Source organism: Agromyces sp. H17E-10 (assembly GCF_022919715.1).
Classification (GTDB): domain Bacteria; phylum Actinomycetota; class Actinomycetes; order Actinomycetales; family Microbacteriaceae; genus Agromyces.
Genome location: NZ_CP095042.1, coordinates 3,605,537 through 3,627,491, shown reverse-complemented (window position 1 = coordinate 3,627,491; position 21,955 = coordinate 3,605,537). Strand labels below are relative to the sequence as shown.

Below are 21,955 nucleotides of genomic sequence, written 5' to 3'. Positions count from 1 at the left end.
CGCCGGGCGAAGCCCTATCGGGCGCCTGTCGCGTGCCCGACCTCGATGAGCTCCGTGATGAGTTCGGGGTAGCTGAGCCCCGAGTTCAGCCAGCACGTCGGGAACATCGAGATGGGCGTGAAGCCCGGCATGGTGTTGATCTCGTTGACGACGTAGCCCTCGCCGGTGAGGAACACGTCGACCCGGGCCAGCCCCTGCCCGCCGATCGCCTCGAACGCCCGCCGCGCGATGCGCTGCAGCTCGAACAGTTCGCCGTCGCCGAGGTCGGCCGGGCAGACCAGTTCGACGCCGGGCGCGTCGAGGTACTTCGCCTCGAAGTCGTAGAACTCGCGGCCCGTCATGACGATCTCACCGGCGACGCTGACCTGCGGCGTGCCGTCGCGCCCCTCGAGCACGGCGCACTCGATCTCGCGGCCGACGACGCCCGACTCGACGAGCACGGTGCCGTCTTCCGCGAAGGCGACGTCGAGCGCGTCGTGCAGCTTCGCCCAGTCGTCGACCTTGCTGACACCGACCGACGAGCCGGCGCGGGCCGGCTTCACGAACACCGGCAGGCCGAGGCTGTGCATGCGCCGGTCCCACAGCTCGGGGTCGCTCGCGAGCCCGGCACGCGTCACGGTCACCCACGGCGCGACGGGGATGCCGGCACCCTCGAGCACCGTCTTCGTGAAGTGCTTGTCCATGCCGAGCGACGAGGCGAGCACGCCGTTGCCGACGTACGGCAGGCCCACGAGCTCGAGCAGGCCCTGGATCGTGCCGTCCTCGCCGAACCGTCCGTGCAGGATCGGGAACACGACGTCGACGTCGCCGAGCGAACGCGTGCCCGCAGCATCCGTGACGGTGAGCTCGCGGGAGGACGCCGAGGTGGGCCAGGCCACCCGGGTGCCGTTGTCGACGACCTCGGGCAGGTGCGCCGGGTCGAGCGCGAACCGCGTCGGGTCGTCGGCCTCGAGCACGTAGGCGCCGTCGCGCGTGATCCCGACGGGGATCACGTCGAAGCGGCTACGGTCGATCGCCCCCAGCACCCCGCCCGCCGTGGCGCAGCTGATCGAATGCTCGCTTGAGCGCCCGCCGAACAGCAGAACCACCGTGAGCTTGTCCATCTTTCGTCCTTTCGCCCTGCGGCTCGTCGTCGGTCGTGAGGTGCGGGGCGATGTCCTTCGGGTCGAGGGTGCCCGCGAGCACCTGTCGGACCTGTTCGACGATGGGCATGTCGACGCCCTTCGCCCGCGCGAGTTCGAGGATCGGGCCGACCGAGGCGAGACCCTCGGTGGTCTGCTGCATCCGGTTCACCACGTCGTTCAGGTGATAGCCCTGCCCGAGCAGACGCCCCGCGGTGTTGTTGCGCGAGAGCGGCGACTGACTCGTCGCGATGAGGTCGCCGAGGCCCGCGAGGCCAGAGAGCGTCTCGGGGTGGGCGCCGAAGGCGACGGCGAAGTCGGTCATCTCGACGAGTCCGCGCGTGATGATCGACGCCTTCGTGTTCTCGCCGTAGCCGGCGCCGTCGACGATGCCGATCGCCACGGCGATGAGGTTCTTCAGCACGCCGCCGAACTCGGTGCCGATGACGTCGGTGTTGACGAACGAGTGGAAGTAGGTGTTGCGCGCGATCGACGCGATCGCCTGCGCGGTCTCGAGGCTCGTCGACGAGACGACCGCGGCGGTCGGCTGCTCCTTCGCGATCTCGAGCGCGAGGTTCGGGCCCGAGATGACCGCGATCTGCGACTCGTCGATCGGCAGCACGTCGGCGATGACCTCGCTCATGCGCAGGCCCGTCGACTTCTCGACGCCCTTCATGAGCGACACGATCTTCGCCTCCGCGTGGAGGTGCGGCTCGATCGCGATCAGGTTGTCGCGCAGCGACTGGCTCGGCACCGAGACGAACACCTGCTCGGCCCCGGCGAGGGCGAGGTCGAGGCGGCTCGTGGCGCGCAGGCTCAACGGCAGGTTGATGCCGGGGAGGTAGTCGCTGTTGCGCTTGGCCTCCTGGATCTCGCGGGCCATCTCGGGCCGCCGGGCCCAGAGCACGACGTCGGCGCCGCCGTCGGCGAGGATCTTCGCGAACGTCGTGCCCCAGCTGCCGGCGCCGAGGACGGCGACGCGGGTGCCGTGCGGCGGCTTCTGCCTAGTCTTCAAGTCGCCCCGTCTCCTTCTGGCCGTGGGCGGCCGGGTTCCAGCGCTCGGCGGGTGCCGGCTCGTCGCGCAGTTCGGCGAGGAGCCCGGCGATCGCGTCCATGAGTTCGCCCGTCGCCTTCAGCAGCATGGCCTGGTCGAGCGGCTTGCCGCGGTACGCGGTGAGGTCGAGCGGCTCGCCGATGATCACGTCGATCGTCTTGCGCGGGAAGAGGCTGGGCTTCTTGCTGTACCGCGGCAGCACCGCCTGGGTGCCCCAGTGGGCGGCCGGCACGATCGGGATGTCGCGTTCGAGTGCGATCCGGACCGCCCCCGTCTTGCCGCGCATGGGCCAGAGGTCGGGGTCGCGGGTCAGCGACCCCTCGGGGTAGACGATGACCATCCGACCCTTCTCGACGAGCTCCTCGGCGGCACGCAGCGCCTGGTGCCCGTTCGAGCCGGTGCGCTCGACGGGGATCTGGCCCGAGGTGCGCAGGAACCAGCCGACGACGGGGTTCTTGAAGAGCGACGCCTTCGCGAGGAACCGCGGCGCACGGCCGAGCTTCCAGGCGGCCGCGCCCATGACGACCGGGTCGATCTCGCTGTAGTGGTTCGGCGCGAGCACGAAGGCGCCCGTCTGGGGCATGCGCTCGCGGTGGTGGAACCGGAAGCGGATCACCAGGCTGAGCAGGGGCAGGATCAGGACGGCGAGCACCCAGAAGAACGACGGACGCCGCTTCTCCGAGCCGGGCTTCGCGGTGGCGTTCGCCGAGGAGGTGTCGTGTGGCACTCCCCTATTATCCTTCGAGTTCGAAGTCCGCCCCGAGCAGCTCGAGCTTCGTGATGAAGTCCTCGTACCCGCGCGCGATGATGCCGACGTTCGAGACGGTCGAGGTGCCCTCGGCGGTGAGCGCCGCGATCAGGTGGCTGAACCCTCCGCGGAGGTCGGGCACCTCGATGTCGGCGCCGGTGAGGGTCGCCGGACCCGAGATGACCGCCGAGTGCTTGAAGTTGCGCTGGCCGAAGCGGCAGGGCCGTCCGCCGAGGCACTCCTTGTGCACCTCGATCGAGGCGCCCATCTCGACGAGGGCGTCGACGAAGCCGAACCGCTGCTCGTAGACCGTCTCGTGCACGATCGACACGCCCTTCGCCTTCGCGAGGGCGACGACGAGCGGCTGCTGCCAGTCGGTCATGAAGCCCGGATGAACGTCGGTCTCGATGATGACGGGCTTGAGCTCACCGCCGGGGTGGTAGAAGCGGATGCCCTCCTCCTCGATCTCGAACGCGCCGCCGACCTTGCGGAAGACGTTGAGGAAGGTGAGCATCTCCGCCTGGCGGGCGCCGCCGACGAAGATGTCGCCGTCGGTCGCGAGCGCAGCGGCAGCCCAGCTCGCGGCCTCGTTGCGGTCGAAGAGCGCGCGGTGCGTGTAGCCGTCGAGTTTGTCGACGCCTTCGATGCGGATGACGCGGTCGGTGTCGACCGTGATGATCGCGCCCATCTTCTGGAGGATGTTGATGAGATCCATGATCTCGGGCTCGATCGCAGCGCCCGAGAGCTCGGTGATCCCGTCGGCGAGGACGGCCGTGAGCAGCACCTGCTCGGTCGCCCCGACGCTCGGGTACGGCAGCGAGACCTTGGCGCCGTGCAGGCCGGCCGGCGCCGACATGCGGATGCCGCTCGGCAGCTTCTCGACGATGGCGCCGAAGTTGCGCAGCACCTCGAGGTGGTAGTCGATCGGGCGGTCACCGATGCGGCAGCCGCCGAGGTCGGGGATGAAGGCCTCGCCGAGCCGGTGCAGGAGCGGCCCGCAGAACAGGATCGGGATGCGGCTCGACCCCGCGTGGGCGTCGATGTCGGCCATGTGCGCGGTCGCGACGCCCGACGGGTCGAGGATGAGCTCGCCCTCCTCGATGCCGTGGGTGACGCTCACGCCGTGCACCTCGAGCAGCCCGCGCACGATGCGCACGTCGCTGATGTTGGGCACGTTCTTCAACACGCTCGGGGTGTCGCCGAGGATCGCCGCCACCATCGCCTTGGTGACGAGGTTCTTGGCGCCCTTCAGTTCGATCCGGCCGCGGAGCGGTTTGCCGCCGTTGATCGTGATCTTGTCGACGTTCAACCCGACTGCCGTTCCATGGTTCTTGGCATCTTGCCCGAGTGTGTTCACAGACTCCCTGATTCCGCCGGCTCCCGGATGGGGAGCGTCTTGGGCCGCCACGCCGCTCGATGTGTCTCGAACTCGGCGATGGCGTCTTCGTCCCGGAGGGTGAGGCCGATGTCGTCCAGGCCCTCCAGAAGCCTCCATCGAGTGTAGTCGTCGATGTCGAACGGCACGGTGAGCGCACCCGCGCTCACCGTTCGTGCAACCAGATCGACCGTCACTGCTATTCCCGGGTCGGCCTCGACGACCTCCCACAGGCGCTCGACGTCTTCGTAGGCGACCTGGGCGGCGAGCAGGCCCTGCTTGCCGGAGTTGCCGCGGAAGATGTCGCCGAAGCGCGAGCTGATGACGACGTCGAAGCCGTAGTCGCGCAGCGCCCACACGGCGTGCTCGCGGCTCGAACCGGTGCCGAAGTCGGGGCCGGCGATGAGCACTTTCGCACCCTCGTACTCGGGCCGGTTGAGGATGAACTCGGGGTCCTGCCGCCAGGCGTGGAACAGCGCATCGTCGAAGCCGGTCTTGGTGACCCGCTTGAGGAACACCGCGGGGATGATCTGGTCGGTGTCGACGTTGGAGCGGCGCAGCGGAACGGCGACGCCCGTGACGGTCGTGATCTTCTGCATCAGCGCACCTCTCCTTCGTTCTGCAGATCCCAGGGGCTCGACAGCGTGCCCCGGATGGCGGTCGCCGCAGCGACGAGCGGCGAGACGAGGTGCGTTCGCCCGCCCTTGCCCTGGCGTCCTTCGAAGTTGCGGTTCGACGTCGACGCGCAGCGCTCCCCCGGCGCGAGCTGGTCGGGGTTCATGCCGAGACACATCGAGCAGCCCGCGAAGCGCCACTCGGCGCCGAACGCCTCGAACACCTTGTCGAGCCCCTCGGCCTCGGCTTCGAGCCGAACCCGGGCGGAGCCCGGGACGACCATGACGCGCACGCCGTCGGCCTTCTGCTTGCCCTCGATGATCGACGCGAACGCACGGAGGTCTTCGATGCGGCTGTTCGTGCACGACCCCATGAAGACCGCGTCGACCCTGATCTCCTTGAGCGGGGTGCCTGCGGTGAGGTCCATGTACTCGAGCGCCCGCTCGGCGGCGGCGCGCTCGTGCTGGTCTTCGATCGTCGCCGGGTCGGGGACCGACTCGGAGAGGGAGACGCCTTGGCCGGGGTTCGTGCCCCACGTGACGAAGGGCTCGAGGGCGTCGGCGTCGATGAAGACCTCGGCGTCGAACTCGGCGCCCTCGTCGGTCGGCAGCGTCTTCCAGTACTCGACCGCGGCGTCCCAGTCGTCACCCTCGGGCGCGTGCGCCCGGCCCTTCAGGTACGCGAAGGTGGTCTCGTCGGGTGCGACCATGCCGGCGCGTGCGCCGGCCTCGATCGACATGTTGCAGATCGTCATGCGGCCGTCCATCGACAGGGCGCGGATCGCGGAGCCACGGTACTCGAGCACGTAGCCCTGGCCGCCACCGGTTCCGATCTTCGCGATCACGGCGAGGATGATGTCCTTCGCGGTCACGCCGGGGCGCAGGGTGCCCTCGACGTTGATCGCCATCGTCTTGAACGGCTTCAACGGCAGGGTCTGCGTCGCGAGCACGTGCTCGACCTCGCTCGTGCCGATGCCGAACGCCATCGCGCCGAAGGCGCCGTGCGTCGAGGTGTGCGAGTCGCCGCAGACGACGGTGATGCCGGGCATCGTCAGGCCGAGCTGCGGGCCGACGACGTGCACGATGCCCTGCTCCTTGTCGCCGAGCGAGTGCAGCCGGATGCCGAACTCCTTCGCGTTCCTGCGGAGGGTCTCGATCTGGGTGCGGCTCGTCGGGTCGGCGATGGGCCGGTCGATCTCGAGCGTCGGGGTGTTGTGGTCCTCGGTCGCGATCGTGAGGTCGGGCCGGCGCACCGGGCGGCCCGCCATGCGGAGGCCGTCGAAGGCCTGCGGGCTCGTGACCTCGTGCACGAGGTGCAGGTCGATGTAGATCAGGTCGGGAGTGCCGTCTTCGCCCTGCTTGACGAGGTGGTCGGTCCAGACCTTCTCGGCCAGGGTGCGGGGACGTGCGGCGTCATCGTGCGCAGCGTTCATTCGTTCGTCTTCCTTCGAGGATCGGTTTCGGCCGACGACGGACTCCGCGACGGGGACGGCCTCAGATCGAAGCCCCGTCGCGGCGACGAAGGAGAAGTCGTGGCGCGCGCATGACCCTCAGGCTAACACCTCGCCGCAGGCACGCCGACCGCGGGCGGCCCCGGCGGTCATCGGGCGTCACGCCGCGGCATCCGCTTCGAGAACCGGTACCGCGCGACGAACCGACGCAGGCCGCCCGCGACACCGCCCATCGCGTCGACGACCGCGTCGACCTCGGTCCAGCGCCGGGTGGCGGTCTCCTCGGGCACCGTCTCGCCCGCGAACACGTCGCCGTCGATCGTCGCCGCGAGCGTGCGCAGCCGCACCGGCTGGCCGTCGACGCGCGGATCGAGCCCCTGGTCGGCGAGCTGCCGCTCGAGCGAGCCGGCCGCCTGCGACCGCGAGGAGCGCTCGGGCGTCTCGAGGCCGAGCTCGGCGGATCGGTCGAGCAGTTCCTCCCACGCCCCGGCGGCGCTGCGATCGCCGGCACCGCGCTGACGGCGGCGCCGACGGCCCGCCTTGCGGGCGACGACGACGAGCATCGGCAGGAACACGATCGCCGCGAGCGCGAGGATCGAACCGCCGGTGACGTACACCCACCCGGGGACCTCGAACGGGCGGTCCTTCTTCTTCTTCTCGCTGTCGTCGATCTGCGTCGTCGAGAGCAGCTCGTCGGCCGAGTGCTCGGCGCGCGGGGGCTGTCGCACCTGCGGCTGCGGCACGCTCTTCGTCTTCGGTGTCTCCTGCTGCGGCGCATCGGTGCGGTCGGGCGTGGGGTGGAACGCGACCCAGCCGACGCCCTCGAACGGCACCTCGACCCACGCGGTGACGTCGGAGCCCTGCACCTCGACGCGCGTCTGGCCCTCCTCGACGTCGGGTGCGAAGCCCATGACCACGCGCGCCGGGTAGCCGAGCTGACGGGCCATGAGGGCCATCGCCGCGGCGTACTGCTCCTCGTCGCCGACCATGGTCGAACGGGTGAACAACTCGATGAGCCGGTCGGCGCCGTGCCCCGCGCGCGACGGCACCTTGTCGGAGGAGAGGCCGTGGCTCAGGAAGCCGCCGTTCTGGAGGCCCTTCTCGATCGAACGCAGCTGCGCGATCGGGCTCGGGTCGTCGCCCGCGAGCTCCTTCGCCTTCGCGGTCACGACATCGGGCACCTCGTCGACGGTCGACAGCGGGACGTCGGCGACGGCGACGTCGGCGAGCGCGTCGTCGTCGGGCTCGGCCTGCACGTCGGCGGTGAGCCGGTACTCGTCGCCCGCACGCAGCCCGCTCTTCAGCACGGCGGTGCCGGCGGCCGCGTCGTACCGCAGGTCTCCCGAGCGGGCGGATGCCGCGCCCTCGAGCCGCAGGTCGCGGCCGTAGCCGACCGTGGGCAACCAGACGTCGGCGTAGTCGTCGACCGTGACGTCGAGCGTGCGACCGCCGTCGAGCGTCGCGAGCGGCGGCTCGGGCAGGGTCTCGCCCGTGATGGCGTAGCCGCCGTCGGCCGAGCGCCCGTCGGGGCCGGCGATGCCGTAGAGCTGGCCGTCGTACGCGTCCATCGTCGCGAGGCGGAGCACGTCGCCCGGCTGCATGCCCTCGACCGTGAAGATCGTCTCGTCGGCCTTGGTCTTCGTGTACGCGCGGAAGCCGCTGAGCGGACTCGGGTACTGCGTCGTGTCGAAGGGCGGCACGACCTGGTCGCGCAGCACGAACCGGTCGGTCTGGGTCGGTGCGAGTGCGAACCCGGCGACGGCGCCGACGACGAGCGCACCGGCGACGACCACGGCCGAACCGCGGATCCGACGCGCGCGCAGGCGCTTCGCCCCCTCCCCCTCGGCCTCGATCGCCGACCCGCGACGCGAGGCCAGCCAGGCGAGGGCGATGCCGGCGAACACGACGCCACGCGCCCCTGCGAGGTAGGCCTGGTCGGTGCCGAGCAGGATGCCGGCGAAGTAGAGCAGCACCGGACCGATGAGCAGCAGGCTCGCCCGCAGCACGGTGCGCCGTCGCGGCAACCAGCGCAGCACGAGCATTGCGCCGACGAGCGACACGATCCAGGCCGCGAAGTAGGGCACGACCGCGATGTACGCGGGCGCCTGCACGGGGGTGCCGATCGTGAGGATGTCGGCCCACCCGAAGACGGCGCCGAGCGCGAGACCGGTGAGCGAGTTGAGGCTCGGCAGCACGAGGTAGAGCGCCGACTCGGGCATCGTGAACGGCGTGCCGAACAGGAAGTACGCGACGATCGCCATGAGCACGGTCGGGAGCACGCCGAGGCGCAGCATCGTGCCGAGCACGGCGACGAGCGTGCCAACGACGACGCCCGCGACCGCGGCGACGAGGAAGTCGAGGCCGCCGAAGCTCGTCTCGAAGCCGGCGATCGCGACGAGCGAGAGCACCGACAGCACCGAGAGGTCGACGATCGAGGCGGCGGGGATGCGTTTCACGGGTGCGCCCTCCGCATGAGCGCCGAGAGCTCCGACAGCTCGCCGACCGTCACCGCGACGGTCTCGGCGATGCGGCCGAGGCGGGCGGGGGCGCCGCGCTCGACGCGCACGGCGACGAGCTGGGTCTCGGGGCCGAACACGGTCTCGGCGGCACGGACGTCGGCGAGACCGGCGCCCGAACCGGTCACGATCATCGCGACGCTCGCGGGCGCGAGGCGGCGGGTCGCCTCGCGGGCGAACTCGCGGATGCTCGCGTGCCGGCCCGAGGTCGGCGTGATGCGGCTCGTGTCGTCGAGGAGCGCCGTCACCGTGGTCGTGGAGAGCGGCCCGTGCTCGGTCGCGACCGCGAGCTGCGTGCGGTCGCGCACGACCTGCACGCCGATCGAGGCGAAGACGGAGACGGCGAGCTCGAACTCGTCGTCGTCGGCGTAGTGCGACTCGTCGGTCGAGAGCATGAGCACGAGCTGCGACCGCCGGCTCTCCTCGTACTGGCGCACCATGAGCTGACCGGTGCGCGCCGAGCTTCGCCAGTGCACGTTGCGCAGCGGGTCGCCGGGCTCGTACGGGCGGAGTGCGTGGAAGGAGATGTCGTGGTCGGTGATGGTCCTCGTCGGGGTGCCCTCGAGGTCGCGCACGAGTCCGGCCGCCGAGGGCTTCAGGCGTGCGGTGACCGGGTGCACGAAGAGTTCGACGGGGTCGTTCCACCGCACGGCGCGGCGGAGGAGGCCGAGCTGGTCGCCGCGCACCGAGACGGCGGGGCCGGCGACGATCACGGCGCGGCGATGCGTCGGCACCGCGAAGAGCTCCTCGTGCTCGGCGCCCGATGCGAGCGAGGGCACGACGAACTCGGCCACGCCCTCGCCCACCGGGAGCTCGATCTTCGCGGGAGCGGTGCCCTTCGGCGCCGTGCTCGTGACGAGGAGCCGGCCGAGCGCGCGACAGCCCGCCACGACCCGGTGCGGTTCGAGCTCGACGGCGACGTCGAAGCGCATCCGCCCGAAGACGAACGGCAGTGCCACGAGGAGGGCGGCCGCGAGGGTCGCCCCGAGATAGACGAACTCGACCCAGTCGAGCACCGCGGCGATGACGAACGAGACGAGGGCCGCAACGATGACGAGCCACCCCATCGTCGTGATCGTCGACGTCACGGGGGCCGCGAACCGCCCGACGGCGCGTGCGGCGGTACCGAGGCCGTGCCCGGCGCGCGCGAGTGCGCGACCGGCCGTGCTCGCGGCGAGTCGCAGCGCGAAGCGCGTCTGGTCGGTCGCCTCGGCGCGCGCGGGACGCGCCGCCGGCTTCGACGGTGCGCTCGGCGTGGGGCTGGACGGCCCCGCCTGCGCGTGCGGGGCCTCGGTGTCGGTGGTCATGCCGCCCGGTACGCCGGTGGTGCGACCTCGACCAGCACCCGGTTCACGATATCCACCGCCGACACACCCGCGAACTCCGACTCCGGATCCACGATGATCCGATGCGCCAGGACGGGAACGGCCAGCTCACGCACATCATCCGGCGTCGCGAACGTCCGCCCCTGCGAGATCGCCCGCGTCTTCACCGCACGCGCCAACGCCAACGCCCCACGCATGCTCACACCCAACGCGGAATCCTTGTCCGCACGCGTCGCCGACACCAACTCGTTCAGATACGACAACACCGCCGCATCCACATACACCTCGCTCGCGAGCTGCGCCATCGTCGTGATCGACTCCGGCGCGATGATCGGCGACACCTTCGACGCCCGCGCACGATTCGCCGAATCGAGCAGGAGCGTCACCGCGGTGTCATGATCGGGATACCCCAGCGACGTCTTGATCAGGAACCGGTCCAACTGCGCCTCCGGCAGCGAATACGTGCCCGCCTGCTCCACCGGGTTCTGCGTCGCGATCACCATGAACGGACTGCCCACCTCGTAGCTGACGCCGTCGACGGTGACCTTGCCCTCCTCCATCACCTCCAGCAGCGACGACTGCGTCTTCGGCGACGCCCGGTTGATCTCATCCGCCAACACGATCGACGCGAAGATCGGACCCCGATGGAACTCGAACTGCCCCTTGCCCTGGTCATAGATCGTCACGCCCGTCACATCCGACGGCAGCAGGTCGGGCGTGAACTGGATCCGCGAATTCGTCCCGTCCAACGTGTTCGCGAGCGCCTTCGCAAGCACCGTCTTCCCCGTACCCGGGAAATCCTCCAACAACACATGCCCGTCAGACAGCAACGCCGTCACGACCAGCTCGATCACCTCACGCTTACCCAGAATCGCCCGATCCACGTTATCGACCAACTTCGAAAACGCATCCTGAAACCACAACGCCTGATCCTGCGAAACCGTCATGTCTTGTCTTCCTCAACTCGAAACCCACGAGCCTGTCGACTCATCGAAAATGTCACCAATTGTTGCTTCTCACGCCGCCGACGATCACGTAACCCCAGTTCGCGCACTTGCCGCCGGTCTTCGTCTTCGAACCGTCGAACGTCCCCCGGCCGTCACCACCAACCCACATCGAGGTCGTCCGGAACACCGAGTCGCTGCCGCAGAAGGTCTGAACCGTCTGCGTGGTGTTCGCAGGGAAGCCCGAAACACTGATCACGTACCACGTGCAGCCCCAGTTGCCGTTGCTGCAACTCTCTGCAGCGCTACGCGACAGAGAAACGACCTTCGGCGGCGGCGGCGGATTCTCCACGCTGACCGCGTTGCTGGTGCCAGTACCACCGGTGAGTCCACCACTGTTCGTCGCCTTCACCGTTACGCGGTACGTGCCTGCTCCTGCGCCGCCCCACGAGGTCGAAGTACCGGTGACCTCCTTGCAGCTGCCGTTATTGAGGCACGCGGTGTACTTCAACGACCCACCGCCCGTGGTTGGTGTCGACCAACTCGCGTTGATCGTTCCCGGCGCGTACCCCGACACGCTCGCGTTCACACTGGGCGTGCCCGGTGTCCCGTACGGCGTAACCGCCGGAGAGGGCGCCGAATACGAGCTCATGCCGATGGCGTTGCGGGCGAGGACCTGGAACGTGTGCGCGGTTCCGTTGGTCAGGCCGGTGATCGTCTGCGTGACGCCGGCCGCACTCGCGGGGAACGTCCGCTGCCCGCCGCCGGTCCAGATGAGCGTGTAGTCGAGGATGGGCGAGTTGTTGTCTGCAGGGGCCTGCCACCGAACGTTCGCGGTCTGCGAACCAGCTGCGGTGGCCGACGGCGCGCCAGGTGTGTCGGGCTTGTCGCGCACCGTGACGATCAGGTTGCCGCGCACCCGGCGGTCGGGGTCCTCGGTGGCGTCCTCGACCGTGTAGACGACGCTCAGCGTGCCGGTGAAGGCCGCACCCGTGCGCACCGTCACGTCGGTCGCCGTGAAGGTCACCGACGCGTTCGATCCGACGTCGGCCTGGTTGATCTCGGCGGCGACGATGCGCAGTGGCTTGCCGTCCTGCGCGAACGGATTGAAGTCGTTCGCGAGCACGTCGACCGTCTTCGACTCGCTGCGGAGCATGTCGACGGCGTCGTCGTTCGCGCTCGCGCTCGCACGCGTCGACGAGACGACCTTGATGTCGACCGAGCCCTTCACGGTGAATTCGTTGAACGTGAGGTCGAAGCTGAACGTGCTCTGCTCGCCCTTCTGCACGCCGAGCGGCGCCGACACGCGCAGGGTGTGACCGTCGACGATCTCGCCGTTGATCTTCGCGTTCGTGCTCTTCAGGTTGCCGTAGCCGATCTTGTCGATGTTGTCGGGGTTCGGCTGCCCGGTCGACTGCCGCAGGTCGATCTCGATCGGCGCCTCGCCGGCCTCGATCGTCTCCTGGCGCGGCGTGAACGTCGGCGGCGTGTCGTTGTAGTTCGCGTCGCCGACCGTGATCGGCAGGGTGAGCAGCGCCTTGCGCCCGATCGGATCGTCGGCGTCCTTGCCGTCGGTCACCTCGAACGTGATCGACGCGGGACCGCGGTAGTCCTTCTCGGGCTGGAACTGCAGGTGGGTGCCGTCGACGAACGCGTCGGAGCGCGCCTTCTGCGCCGTCGCGGACAGGATGAGGGCGGGCTGCCCGCTCGGCACCTCGACGAGGTCGTCGACCGACCACTCGATCGAGCCGTTCATGGGCACGACGATGGGGTCGAGCTGCTTGAGGTGAGGCGCGGGGTACTTGTCGCGCTCCTCCTTCTCGAGCTCCTCCTTCGTCTTCTGCTTCGTCGGTTCGGGCTTCTCGCTCGCGCCGGGCGTCGGGGTCGGCGTGGGTCCGCCGACCGACTTCGGCCGGTCCTCGAGCGGCACCTCCTGACCGGGCACCGGTGGCACGATGACGAACGCCATCGCCGAGAGGTCGTCGACCTCGTTCGTGACCCGGTACGCGACCGCGAATCGCTCGGCGCCCGGCGTGACATCGATCGAGCCGTCGGAGCGCACCTTCGCGGCATCCGCGTTCGGCCCCTCGACGGTGACGACGAGGTCGTCGACGAGGCCGCCGGGATTCGTCGCGTCGTGCAGCGGGTCGACGTTGACGGCCTGGCCGTCGGCGACCTCTTCGGGTTCGACGACCTGGTCTTCGGCGGTCGGCGGCAGGATCTTCGCATCCTTCTTGACGGCGATCTGCAGGAAGGCCGAGTCGACGCCGCCGTGCCCGTTCGAGATCTCGTAGCGGATCGTGTAGCCGCCCTCCTCCTTCGGGGCGGTCACCACGATGCGGCGCTGGTCGTCGATCTCGGCGGTCAGTCCCTCACTCACCTCGGGGATGCCGCTCACCTGCAGCGCGTAGCCGCTCGGGTCGGTGTCGTTGAGCAGGACCTCGGCGGAGCCGGTGCGGCCGGGACGCATCTCGATGGCGTCGTCGACCGCCTTCGGCGGCAGCATGATCGGCGGACGCGGGATGACGCCGACCCGGATGGTGCCGACCGCGGTCGCGCCGAACGCGTCGCTCAGGGTGTAGCTGAACGTGTCGGTGCCGGTCGAACCGGGGAACGCCTCGTACGAGATGCTGCGGCTCGTGCGGCCGACGACGCGACCGAGGGCCGGCGGGTTCTCGAGGCCGGTCAGCACGACGGAGTCACCGTCGGGGTCGAGACCATCGAGCGGCACGTCGATGCGCACGACCGACCCCTCGAACACGCGCGCGGTGAGCGGCTCGGGCAGCGGCGAGCGGTTCGTGCCGCCGCCCTTCTTGGTCACGTCGAACACGACCTGGGCGCGGGCGACCTGCCCGAAGTCGTCGGTCAGCGTGTAGACGAGCCGGTAGGTGCCGGGCTCGTCGGGCGCCTGGTACCGCACGTGGTCGCGGCTCACGAAGGCGAGGCCCGCTCCCTGCAGCTCGCGGACATCGAGTTCATCGGCGACGTGCATGGTCGCCCCGTCGGGGTGGAAGTCGTTGGCGAGCACCGGCACCGTGACGATGTCGCCCGCGCGAACGGTCGCGCGATCGTCGATCGCGACGGGCGGCTGGTGCTTGACGAGCGGCGGCACCGGTACGACGGTCACCGTCGAGGTCGACGTCTGCGAGCCGTCGGAGATCGTGTAGGCGAACTGCACCTGCTTGTCGAGCGCCTCGGAGCTCGACACCCGGATGGCCGCGTTCGACACCATCTCGACCGTGACCTGGCCCTGCACCGCCGCGTCGTCGACGGTCTGCACCGCGAGCACGGAACCGGACTGCGACACGTCGTTCGCGAGCACGGGGATGGTCGCGGGCTCGCCCGCCCGGAGGTAGGCGGTGTCGCGCACCGCGATCGGCGGCGCGTCGGCGAGGCTCGCGGGCGGTTCGGTGACGTGCACGCGGATGAGCCCGCGACTCGTCGCCTCGCCGGCGCCGAGCTCGTACATGAACTGCGCATCGCCCGGTTCGGTCGCGCTGAACGAGATGACGCCGCGCTCGAGGTTCGGGGTGAGCCCGAACCAGTCGGGCTGGTCGTCGGCCTCGACGACGCCGAGGAGCTTGATCGGGGCCCCGGAGGGCGACACGTCGTTCGCGAGCGGCGTGAGCTGCACGGTCTGTCCCACGAACGCCTGCTGGTAGTCGGGTGTACCGATCGGCTCCATGGCCCCGGCCGGCTTCACCTCGACGACGAGGGTGCCCGTGGCCGTCGTCGCGCCGTCGGACACGGTGTACTGCACCTCTTTGCGACCGAGCTCCGACGACTTGTGCTCGAACGTGAGGTACCCGTCGGGGCTCGTGCGCACGGCGTCGCCGCTCTTCGGCGAGGCGTTCACGAGGTAGAGGTCGTCGCCGTCGGGATCGCGCCAGTCGGCGAGCACGTTGTACGTCGTCTTCTGGCCCTGCTCGACGCTGAGGGCGGTCTTGCGCAGCAACGTCGGCGGCTCGTTGACGGTCTCGGGGCTGACGCTCACGTTGACGGATGCCTCGGCGACGCCGTCTCGGCCGTCGTCGATGCCGTACCGGAACGAGACCGTGCCGGTCAGCCCGGCTGCCGGCGTGAATTGGAGGGCGCGTCCGCCGTCGATCGACTCGAGGCGACCGGCCTGCTCGGAGATCTCGGAGGTCTTCGCGATGACGAGCACGTCGCCGTCGACGTCGCTGTCGTTCGAGAGCACGTCGAGGATGGTCGCCCGGCCGGGGCGGACGCCGTACTCGTCGTCGTTCGCAACGGGCGGGCGGTTCTGCTCGGTGCGCTGGGCGAGCGCGTCTTCGAAGGTCTGCTGCGAGACCTCCTCGTCGCCCTCCTCGTCGGTCTCGCCGTCTTTCGGCGGGGTGACGTCGCTCCAGTTGTCGACGACCGTGAGCTCGTCGTCGGCGAGCCACGAGTCGCCCGTGCGGAGGTCGTTGAGCGCGATGACGTCGCGGTTGACCCGGAACTCGAGCCGTGCCCCGCTCGACACGTCGGGGATGTCGATCGCGGTCGACTCGCCGTCGCACACCTTCAGGTACCGTGCGCTGTCGACCCACGCCGCGTGCACGCACGCGCCGACCCGCGCCGGCGCGGCGATGCGTTCGGGGTCGCCGTCGACCGGGTCGGCCTCGGCCGCCACCTGCTCGACCGTGCCGCCCGCGAGGGGAACCTCGAGGAGGCCTTCGCCCGTCGCGACGACGGCGTCGTCGGCCGCCGGACCGGACTGCTGCAGGCGGACGCCCGGCGTCGGCAGGTCGATCGCCCGCTCGCGCGTGATCAACCGGCTGTCGGCGGTGTCGAGCACGACGGGTTCTTCGCCGACGGCGGCGAGCTGGTGTGCACCGAACGCCGCGACCTTCGTCGAGGCCGGTTCGAGCTCGTCCTTCGCGAGTGCGAGCACCGTGCGCTTCTTCGACGAGGTGCCGAAGACGGTGCCGTGCGTGCTCACCGCCACCCGTGCTTCGCCGGCGAGCTTCGCGATAGGGTCGGTGCCGCGCCAGTCGAAGGCGAGCTCGCCGCCGGCCGGCACCCGCCAGAGCTCGCCCTTCGGCGAGAGCACGGCGAGCACGCCGCCGCCGAACGCGACCTGCGACGACGGCGGCACGTCGATGCGCTGGACGAGGGTGGTGTACGCACGGTCGATGCGCTCGATCGATCCGGCGCCCGGGTCATAGAGGAAGACGTCGTCACCGTCTTGGAAGACGTCGGCGTCGCTCGAGGCCGTCGCGACCGCCGCGTCGAGCTCCTCGATCTGCCGGTTCAACCGCCCGGCGAGCAGCTTCTCGCCGTTCGTGACCCAGACGTTGCGGGCGTGCAGATCGGGGTCGGTGACCGGGAACCCCTGATGCAGCACCGCGAGCGTCAACGGAACTCCGGCGAGCACCGCCAGGACGACCGTCACCGCCAGCGACTTGTGCGCGCGCACCCACGCAGCGATGCCCTTCACGCGCACTCCTCGAATCGGCGAACAACACCGACGAGCACGGCCCATTCGGTCGGTGTGAGGCTAACACGCGATCAGTCGTCCCCCGAATGGGGAGCGCTCCCCATGACGGCCCGGGCCCGAAGGCCGCACCGACCGCTCAGACCGGGCGAGCGAGCCCGTCGACGCGGAGTCCGAACTCGCCGAGATAGAGCGCCGATCCGACGGCCACGAGGGTCGGTTCCCCCTGCGCCAGTTCGCGCACCGCTCCGTCGGGGCCTTCGACCCGTACCCCGTTCGTCGAACGGAGGTCGGTCACGCGCAGCCCCTCGGCGATCGGCTCGGCGTAGGCGTGCGTCTTCGAGACCGTGCGCGCAGGGTCGTCGACGGCGACCGGACGTGCGCCCGGCGTCGCGGCCGGCTGCGGGTCGCGGCCGAGCACGACCGGTCCGTCGATCACGACCTCGAATCCGGATGCCGCGACGAGACGCCACGCGGGGCCGGTGACCGGCGCGGCCGGAGTCGACGGAACGGCGGGCGACTCCGTCGGCGACGGCGTCGCGACGGCGGGCGCGGCGTCTCGGCTCGGCGGCTTCGGCAACGGTGCGCCCGGCGCCCCGATCAGCGGCCCGGCGGGCGCGAAGGTCGGCAGCGTGCGCGGTACCGCCCGCACCGTGCGATCGGGCGCGTGCGGCTGCGGCGCCTGGGGAACGAGCCCCGGAGGCGGAACGATGAAATCGGGTTCGGCCACCGTTCCAGCCTAGCGACGCCTGCGGATGCGGTAGCGGCTGATGAAGCGGCGCGCCCGGCCCACCGCGGCGGTCACGGCGGCCGTCGCCGCGTCGGCCTCGGTCCAGCGTCGGGTCACGACCTCGTCGGCGACGGCGCTGCCGTCGAACACGTCGCGGTCGATCGTCGCGGCCAGCGCCGTCAGCGGCACCGGTCCGTCAGCGGCATCCGGCCCGATCATCGACTGGGCGAGCCCCTGCTCGGCGATCTGGCGCTCGAGCACCGTCGCCGACTGTAGTCGGGTCGCGTGCGACGGCGGCTCGAAGCCGAGCTCGGCGTAGCGGTCGACGAGCTCCTCCCACGCGGCCGCCGCCTGGCGGTCGTTCGGGCCCGAGCGACGCCGTCGCCGGCGCGCGGCCTTCACGGTCGCCGCGGCGAGCATCGGCAGGAAGACGAGCGCTGCGGGGATCGCGATCGACCCGAGCGCGACCCACACCCAACCGGGGATCTGGAACGGCTTGTCCTTGTCGTCATCGTCGGAGTCGTCGATCTCGACGGTCGCGAGCAGCTCGTCCTCCGTGTGCTCGGCGCGCGGCGGCTGGCGCACCTGGGGCTGGGGCTCGGACTTGGGCTTCGGGGTCTCCTCCTTCGGCACGTCGACCTGGTCGGGGGTCGGGTGAAAGGCGACCCAGCCCACGCCGTCGAACGCGACCTCCACCCATGCGGTGACGTCGTCGCCGACGACCTCGACCTCGTCCTGACCCTCGGCGACCTCGGGCGCGAAGCCCATCACGACCCGGGCCGGGTAGCCGAGGTCGCGGGCCATGAGCGCCATGGCGGCCGCATACTGCTCGGCGTCGCCGACCATCTGCGAGCGCGTGAAGAGCTCGGTGATGCGGTCGGCACCGTGACCGGCCCGCGACGCGACCTCGTCGGACGCGAGGCCGTGACTCAGGAACCCGTTGGTCTTGAGCGCCTTCTCGATCGCGCGGAGCTGCTCGATGGGGCTGGCCGCATCGCCCGCGAGTTCCTGCGCCTTGGCGTCGGCGACGTCGGGTGAGTTCTCGACGATCGGCAGCGTGAGGTCGGCGACCGGCACGTCGAGCAGCGCCTCGGTGTCGGGTTCGCGCTGCACGTTCGCCGTCAGCTCGTACCGGGTGCCCTCGCCGATGCCGCTCGTCAGGACTGCGGTGCCCGCGTCGGGGTTGTAGCGCAGGTCGCCCGCGCGCGCGGCGCTGTCGGCGTCGTCGAGGCGGAGGGTGCTGCCGTAGCCCACGGTCGGCAACCACACGTCGGAGTACGCGCCGATCTCGATCTCGAGATCGCGCTTCGACCCGAGGTCGGCGAGACCGGGCTTCGGCAGCGACTCGCCGACGATGCCGTAGCCCGCGTCGGATCCCGCATCCTCAGGGCCGGCCACGTTCCAGAGTCGACCGGTGTACGAGTCCATCGTCGCGAGGCGCAGGGTGTCGCCGGGTTCGAGCCCGCGCACCGTGAAGAGCGTCTCCTCGGCCAGGTCCTTCGTGTACTTCCGGAAGCCCGACAGCGGACTCGGGAACTCGAGCGGGTCGAACGGCGGCACCACCTCGTCGCGCAGCACGAACCGGTCGGGGCTCACGGGGGCGAACGCGACGCCCGCGAGGGCGCCGATCGCGACCGCCCCGGCGACGACCGCGGCGGTGCCGGTGACCTTCTGACGGCGCAGGCGCTTGGCCCCCTCGCCGCTCGCCTCGACGGTCGTTCCGCGATGCCACGCGATCCACACGAGGGCGATGACCGCGAACGCGACCCCGCGCACGCCCGCGAAGTAGGGCTCGTCGGTGCCGAGCAGGATGCCCGACAGGTAGAGGAGCGCCGGGCCGACGACGAGCACGCTCGCGCGCAGGGCGGTGCGCCGCTTCGGCAGCCAGCGGATCGCGAGCATCGTGCCGACGAGCGACACGAGCCAGGCCGCGAAGTACGGCAGCGCGGCGACGTAGTACGGCGCCTCCACCGGGGTGCCGATCGTGACGATGTCGGCCCACCCGAAGACGGCGCCGTAGGCGAGTCCTGCGAGCGAGGCGAGGCTCGGCAGCACCACGGCGATGCCCTGCTCGGGCATCGTGAACGGCGTGCCGAGGAGGAAGTAGGCGGCGATCGCGACGAGCACGGTCGTCACGACGCCGAGTCGCCACATCGAGCCGGCGACGGCGACGAGCGTGCCGACGACGAGTCCGGCGATCGCCGCGACGAGGAAGTTGAGGTCGCCGAAGCTCGTCTCGTAGCCGATGATGCCGAGCAGCGACAGCAGGCTGAGTACGAGCAGGTCGCTCACGACGTTGCGGGGCAGGCGTCTCATGGGCGCACCCTCCGCATCAGCCGGGGCAGGTCGGCCAGCTCGCCGACCGTCGCGACGGTCATGCCGGCGATCTTGGTGAGCGTCGACGCGGCACCGAGCTCGACGCGAACGGCGATCGTCTGGGTGTCGTTGCCGAACACCGTCTCGACGGCGCGGAACTCGGCGAGCGGCAGGGCCGAACCGCCGACGGCGATGACGACGCTCGGCGCGGGGAGCCGCTTCGTCGCCTCGCGCACGAAGTCCCGCATCGTCGGGTAGACGCGTTCGACCGGCTCGATGCGGCAGGAGTCGTCGAGGAGCGTGGTCGGCGTCGCCGTGCGCAGGCTCACGCGCTCGGTCACGACCGAGAGCCGGGTCTGGTCGCGGATGACCTGCACGCCGATGGATGCGAGCACCGAGACGCCGAGCTCGAACTCGTCGTCGGAGGCGTAGTGCGAGCGCTCGGTCGACTGCACGAGCGCGAGCTGCGAGCGTCGCGTCTCCTCGTACTGGCGCACCATGAGCCGACCCGTGCGGGCCGACGTGCGCCAGTGCACGTTGCGCAGCGGGTCGCCGGGCTCGTACGCACGGAGCGCGTGGAACGAGATGTCGTTGTTCGTGATGACCTTCGTGATCTCGCCCTCGAGGTCGCGCACGAGGCCTGCGGCCGACGGCAGCAGCCGTGCCGTCACGGGATGCACGAAGAGCTCGACGGGGTCGGTCCAGCGGACCGTCCGCCGCAGCATCCCGAGCTGATCGCCGCGCACGGAGACCGCCGGACCGGCGACGATCACGGCACGCCGGTTCGTCGGCACGGCGAAGAGCTCGTCGTGCTCATCGCCCGGCGCGAGGTGCGGCACGACGAACTCGGCGAGTCCTGCGCCGACGGGCAGCTCGATGCGAGCGGGTGCCGACGGGGTCGAACCGGCGTTCCGCACGCCGAGACGGCCGAGGGCGCGCTCACCGGCGACGACCCGGGCGGGTTGCAGTTCGATGCCGACCTCGAAGTGCATGCGGCCGAAGACGAACGCGATCGAGACGAGGACGGCCGCCAGCAGGGTGAACCCGAGGAAGGCGAACTCGAGCCACCCGAAGGTCCACGCCACGACGAGCGAGACCGCCGCCGCCGCGAGTACGAGCCACCCCGTCGTGGAGATGATGCCCGTGACGGGTTCGCAGAACGCCGCCACCGCGCGGGCGGCGCGTACGACGGCCCGCCAGGCCGCCTGCAGGGATGCCGCGACCGAGCGACGCACCGCCCGGAAGGCGATGCCCGTCTGCGAGGGCGCCGCGGACGGCGCCCGCCCCGGTTCGGGGGCAGGCGTCGTCGGGATACGGGTGTCGGTGGTCATGCCGCCCGGTACGCCGGGGGTGCGACCTCGACCAGCACCCGGTTCACGATATCCACCGCCGACACACCCGCGAACTCCGACTCGGGATCCACGATGATCCGATGCGCCAGGACGGGAACGGCCAGCTCGCGCACGTCATCCGGCGTCGCGAACGTCCGCCCCTGCGAGATCGCCCGCGTCTTCACCGCACGCGCCAACGCCAACGCCCCACGCATGCTCACACCCAACGCGGAATCCTTGTCCGCACGCGTCGCCGACACCAACTCGTTCAGATACGACAGCACCGCCGCATCCACATACACCTCGCTCGCGAGCTGCGCCATCGTCGTGATCGACTCCGGCGCGATGATCGGCGACACCTTCGACGCCCGCGCACGGTTCGCCGAATCGAGCAGGAGCGTCACCGCGGTGTCATGATCGGGATACCCCAGCGACGTCTTGATCAGGAACCGGTCCAACTGCGCCTCCGGCAGCGAATACGTGCCGGCCTGTTCCACCGGGTTCTGCGTCGCGATCACCATGAACGGGCTGCCCACCTCGTAGCTGACGCCGTCGACGGTGACCTTGCCCTCCTCCATCACCTCCAGCAGCGACGACTGCGTCTTCGGCGACGCCCGGTTGATCTCATCCGCCAACACGATCGACGCGAAGATCGGACCCCGATGGAACTCGAACTGCCCCTTGCCCTGGTCGTAGATCGTCACGCCCGTCACATCCGACGGCAGCAGGTCGGGCGTGAACTGGATCCGCGAATTCGTCCCGTCCAACGTGTTCGCGAGCGCCTTCGCGAGCACCGTCTTCCCCGTACCCGGGAAATCCTCCAACAGCACGTGCCCGTCAGACAGCAACGCCGTCACGACCAGCTCGATCACCTCACGCTTACCCAGAATCGCCCGATCCACGTTATCGACCAACTTCGAAAACGCATCCTGAAACCACAACGCCTGATCCTGCGTCACTGACATATCGCGTGCTCTCTCTCGGGGTGTACGG

14 protein-coding genes are annotated in these 21,955 nt (G+C 70.3%); all 14 read right to left on the bottom strand.

Going from position 1 to position 21,955, the window contains the following annotated elements; genetic code table 11:
- Positions 1–14 precede the first annotated feature (14 nt).
- The 14 genes from MUN74_RS16395 to MUN74_RS16330 all read right to left on the bottom strand — a co-directional run bounded on the left by MUN74_RS16395 (position 15) and on the right by MUN74_RS16330 (position 21,927).
- Complete coding sequence (locus MUN74_RS16395) at positions 15–1,103, bottom strand: D-alanine--D-alanine ligase family protein (RefSeq protein ID WP_244853658.1); 1,089 nt, start codon at positions 1,101–1,103, stop codon at positions 15–17.
- On the bottom strand, positions 1,003–2,136 hold the full coding sequence (locus MUN74_RS16390; RefSeq protein ID WP_244853656.1) for an NAD(P)H-dependent glycerol-3-phosphate dehydrogenase: 1,134 nt from the start codon (positions 2,134–2,136) through the stop codon (positions 1,003–1,005). The genes MUN74_RS16395 and MUN74_RS16390 overlap by 101 nt, the downstream gene beginning before the upstream one ends.
- The gene (locus tag MUN74_RS16385; protein WP_244853654.1) at positions 2,126–2,902 is read right to left on the bottom strand and encodes a lysophospholipid acyltransferase family protein; all 777 of its coding nucleotides are present in this window, start codon (positions 2,900–2,902) and stop codon (positions 2,126–2,128) included. The genes MUN74_RS16390 and MUN74_RS16385 overlap by 11 nt, the downstream gene beginning before the upstream one ends.
- Before the next feature lie 7 nt (positions 2,903–2,909).
- Positions 2,910–4,280 carry a UDP-N-acetylglucosamine 1-carboxyvinyltransferase gene (murA, locus tag MUN74_RS16380; protein WP_244853653.1) on the bottom strand — a complete coding sequence of 457 codons (1,371 nt, stop codon included), beginning with the start codon at positions 4,278–4,280 and terminating at the stop codon, positions 2,910–2,912.
- Entirely contained in the window at positions 4,277–4,897 is a 621-nt protein-coding gene (gene leuD / locus MUN74_RS16375) for a 3-isopropylmalate dehydratase small subunit (RefSeq protein WP_244853651.1), read from the bottom strand. The genes murA and leuD overlap by 4 nt, the downstream gene beginning before the upstream one ends.
- The gene (leuC, locus tag MUN74_RS16370) at positions 4,897–6,345 is read right to left on the bottom strand and encodes a 3-isopropylmalate dehydratase large subunit (RefSeq protein ID WP_244853649.1); all 1,449 of its coding nucleotides are present in this window, start codon (positions 6,343–6,345) and stop codon (positions 4,897–4,899) included. The genes leuD and leuC overlap by 1 nt, the downstream gene beginning before the upstream one ends.
- Positions 6,346–6,512: 167 nt before the next feature.
- A complete protein-coding gene (locus MUN74_RS16365) occupies positions 6,513–8,819 on the bottom strand; it encodes a transglutaminase domain-containing protein (protein ID WP_244853647.1) in 2,307 nt (768 codons plus the stop codon).
- Positions 8,816–10,186, bottom strand: a complete 1,371-nt coding sequence (locus MUN74_RS16360) for a DUF58 domain-containing protein (protein WP_244853646.1) — start codon at positions 10,184–10,186, stop codon at positions 8,816–8,818. The genes MUN74_RS16365 and MUN74_RS16360 overlap by 4 nt, the downstream gene beginning before the upstream one ends.
- On the bottom strand, positions 10,183–11,151 hold the full coding sequence (locus tag MUN74_RS16355) for an AAA family ATPase (protein ID WP_244853644.1): 969 nt from the start codon (positions 11,149–11,151) through the stop codon (positions 10,183–10,185). Before MUN74_RS16355 ends, MUN74_RS16360 begins: the two co-directional genes overlap by 4 nt.
- A gap of 52 nt (positions 11,152–11,203) precedes the next feature.
- Complete coding sequence (locus MUN74_RS16350) at positions 11,204–16,588, bottom strand: Ig-like domain-containing protein (RefSeq protein ID WP_244853642.1); 5,385 nt, start codon at positions 16,586–16,588, stop codon at positions 11,204–11,206.
- Between the two features lie 136 nt (positions 16,589–16,724).
- Positions 16,725–17,315, bottom strand: coding sequence for an FHA domain-containing protein (locus MUN74_RS16345; RefSeq protein ID WP_244853640.1), 591 nt, complete (start codon positions 17,313–17,315; stop codon positions 16,725–16,727).
- 9 nt (positions 17,316–17,324) lie between these two features.
- Positions 17,325–19,631: a transglutaminase TgpA family protein gene (locus MUN74_RS16340; RefSeq protein WP_244853638.1), complete on the bottom strand. Its 2,307-nt coding sequence runs from the start codon at positions 19,629–19,631 to the stop codon at positions 17,325–17,327.
- Positions 19,628–20,962 carry a DUF58 domain-containing protein gene (locus tag MUN74_RS16335; protein WP_244853637.1) on the bottom strand — a complete coding sequence of 445 codons (1,335 nt, stop codon included), beginning with the start codon at positions 20,960–20,962 and terminating at the stop codon, positions 19,628–19,630. Before MUN74_RS16335 ends, MUN74_RS16340 begins: the two co-directional genes overlap by 4 nt.
- A complete protein-coding gene (locus MUN74_RS16330; RefSeq protein ID WP_244853635.1) occupies positions 20,959–21,927 on the bottom strand; it encodes an AAA family ATPase in 969 nt (322 codons plus the stop codon). The genes MUN74_RS16335 and MUN74_RS16330 overlap by 4 nt, the downstream gene beginning before the upstream one ends.
- Positions 21,928–21,955: the final 28 nt, after the last annotated feature.

Excerpts from the sequence above, each read along its gene's own strand:
- MUN74_RS16395 (WP_244853658.1), bottom strand. The coding sequence starts at position 1,103 with ATGGACAAGCTCACGGTGGTTCTGCTGTTCGGCGGGCGCTCAAGCGAG.
- leuD (WP_244853651.1), bottom strand. The coding sequence starts at position 4,897 with ATGCAGAAGATCACGACCGTCACGGGCGTCGCCGTTCCGCTGCGCCGC.
- leuC (WP_244853649.1), bottom strand. The coding sequence starts at position 6,345 with ATGAACGCTGCGCACGATGACGCCGCACGTCCCCGCACCCTGGCCGAG.
- MUN74_RS16360 (WP_244853646.1), bottom strand. The coding sequence starts at position 10,186 with ATGACCACCGACACCGAGGCCCCGCACGCGCAGGCGGGGCCGTCCAGC.
- MUN74_RS16355 (WP_244853644.1), bottom strand. The coding sequence starts at position 11,151 with ATGACGGTTTCGCAGGATCAGGCGTTGTGGTTTCAGGATGCGTTTTCG.
- MUN74_RS16340 (WP_244853638.1), bottom strand. The coding sequence starts at position 19,631 with ATGAGACGCCTGCCCCGCAACGTCGTGAGCGACCTGCTCGTACTCAGC.
- MUN74_RS16335 (WP_244853637.1), bottom strand. The coding sequence starts at position 20,962 with ATGACCACCGACACCCGTATCCCGACGACGCCTGCCCCCGAACCGGGG.
- MUN74_RS16330 (WP_244853635.1), bottom strand. The coding sequence starts at position 21,927 with ATGTCAGTGACGCAGGATCAGGCGTTGTGGTTTCAGGATGCGTTTTCG.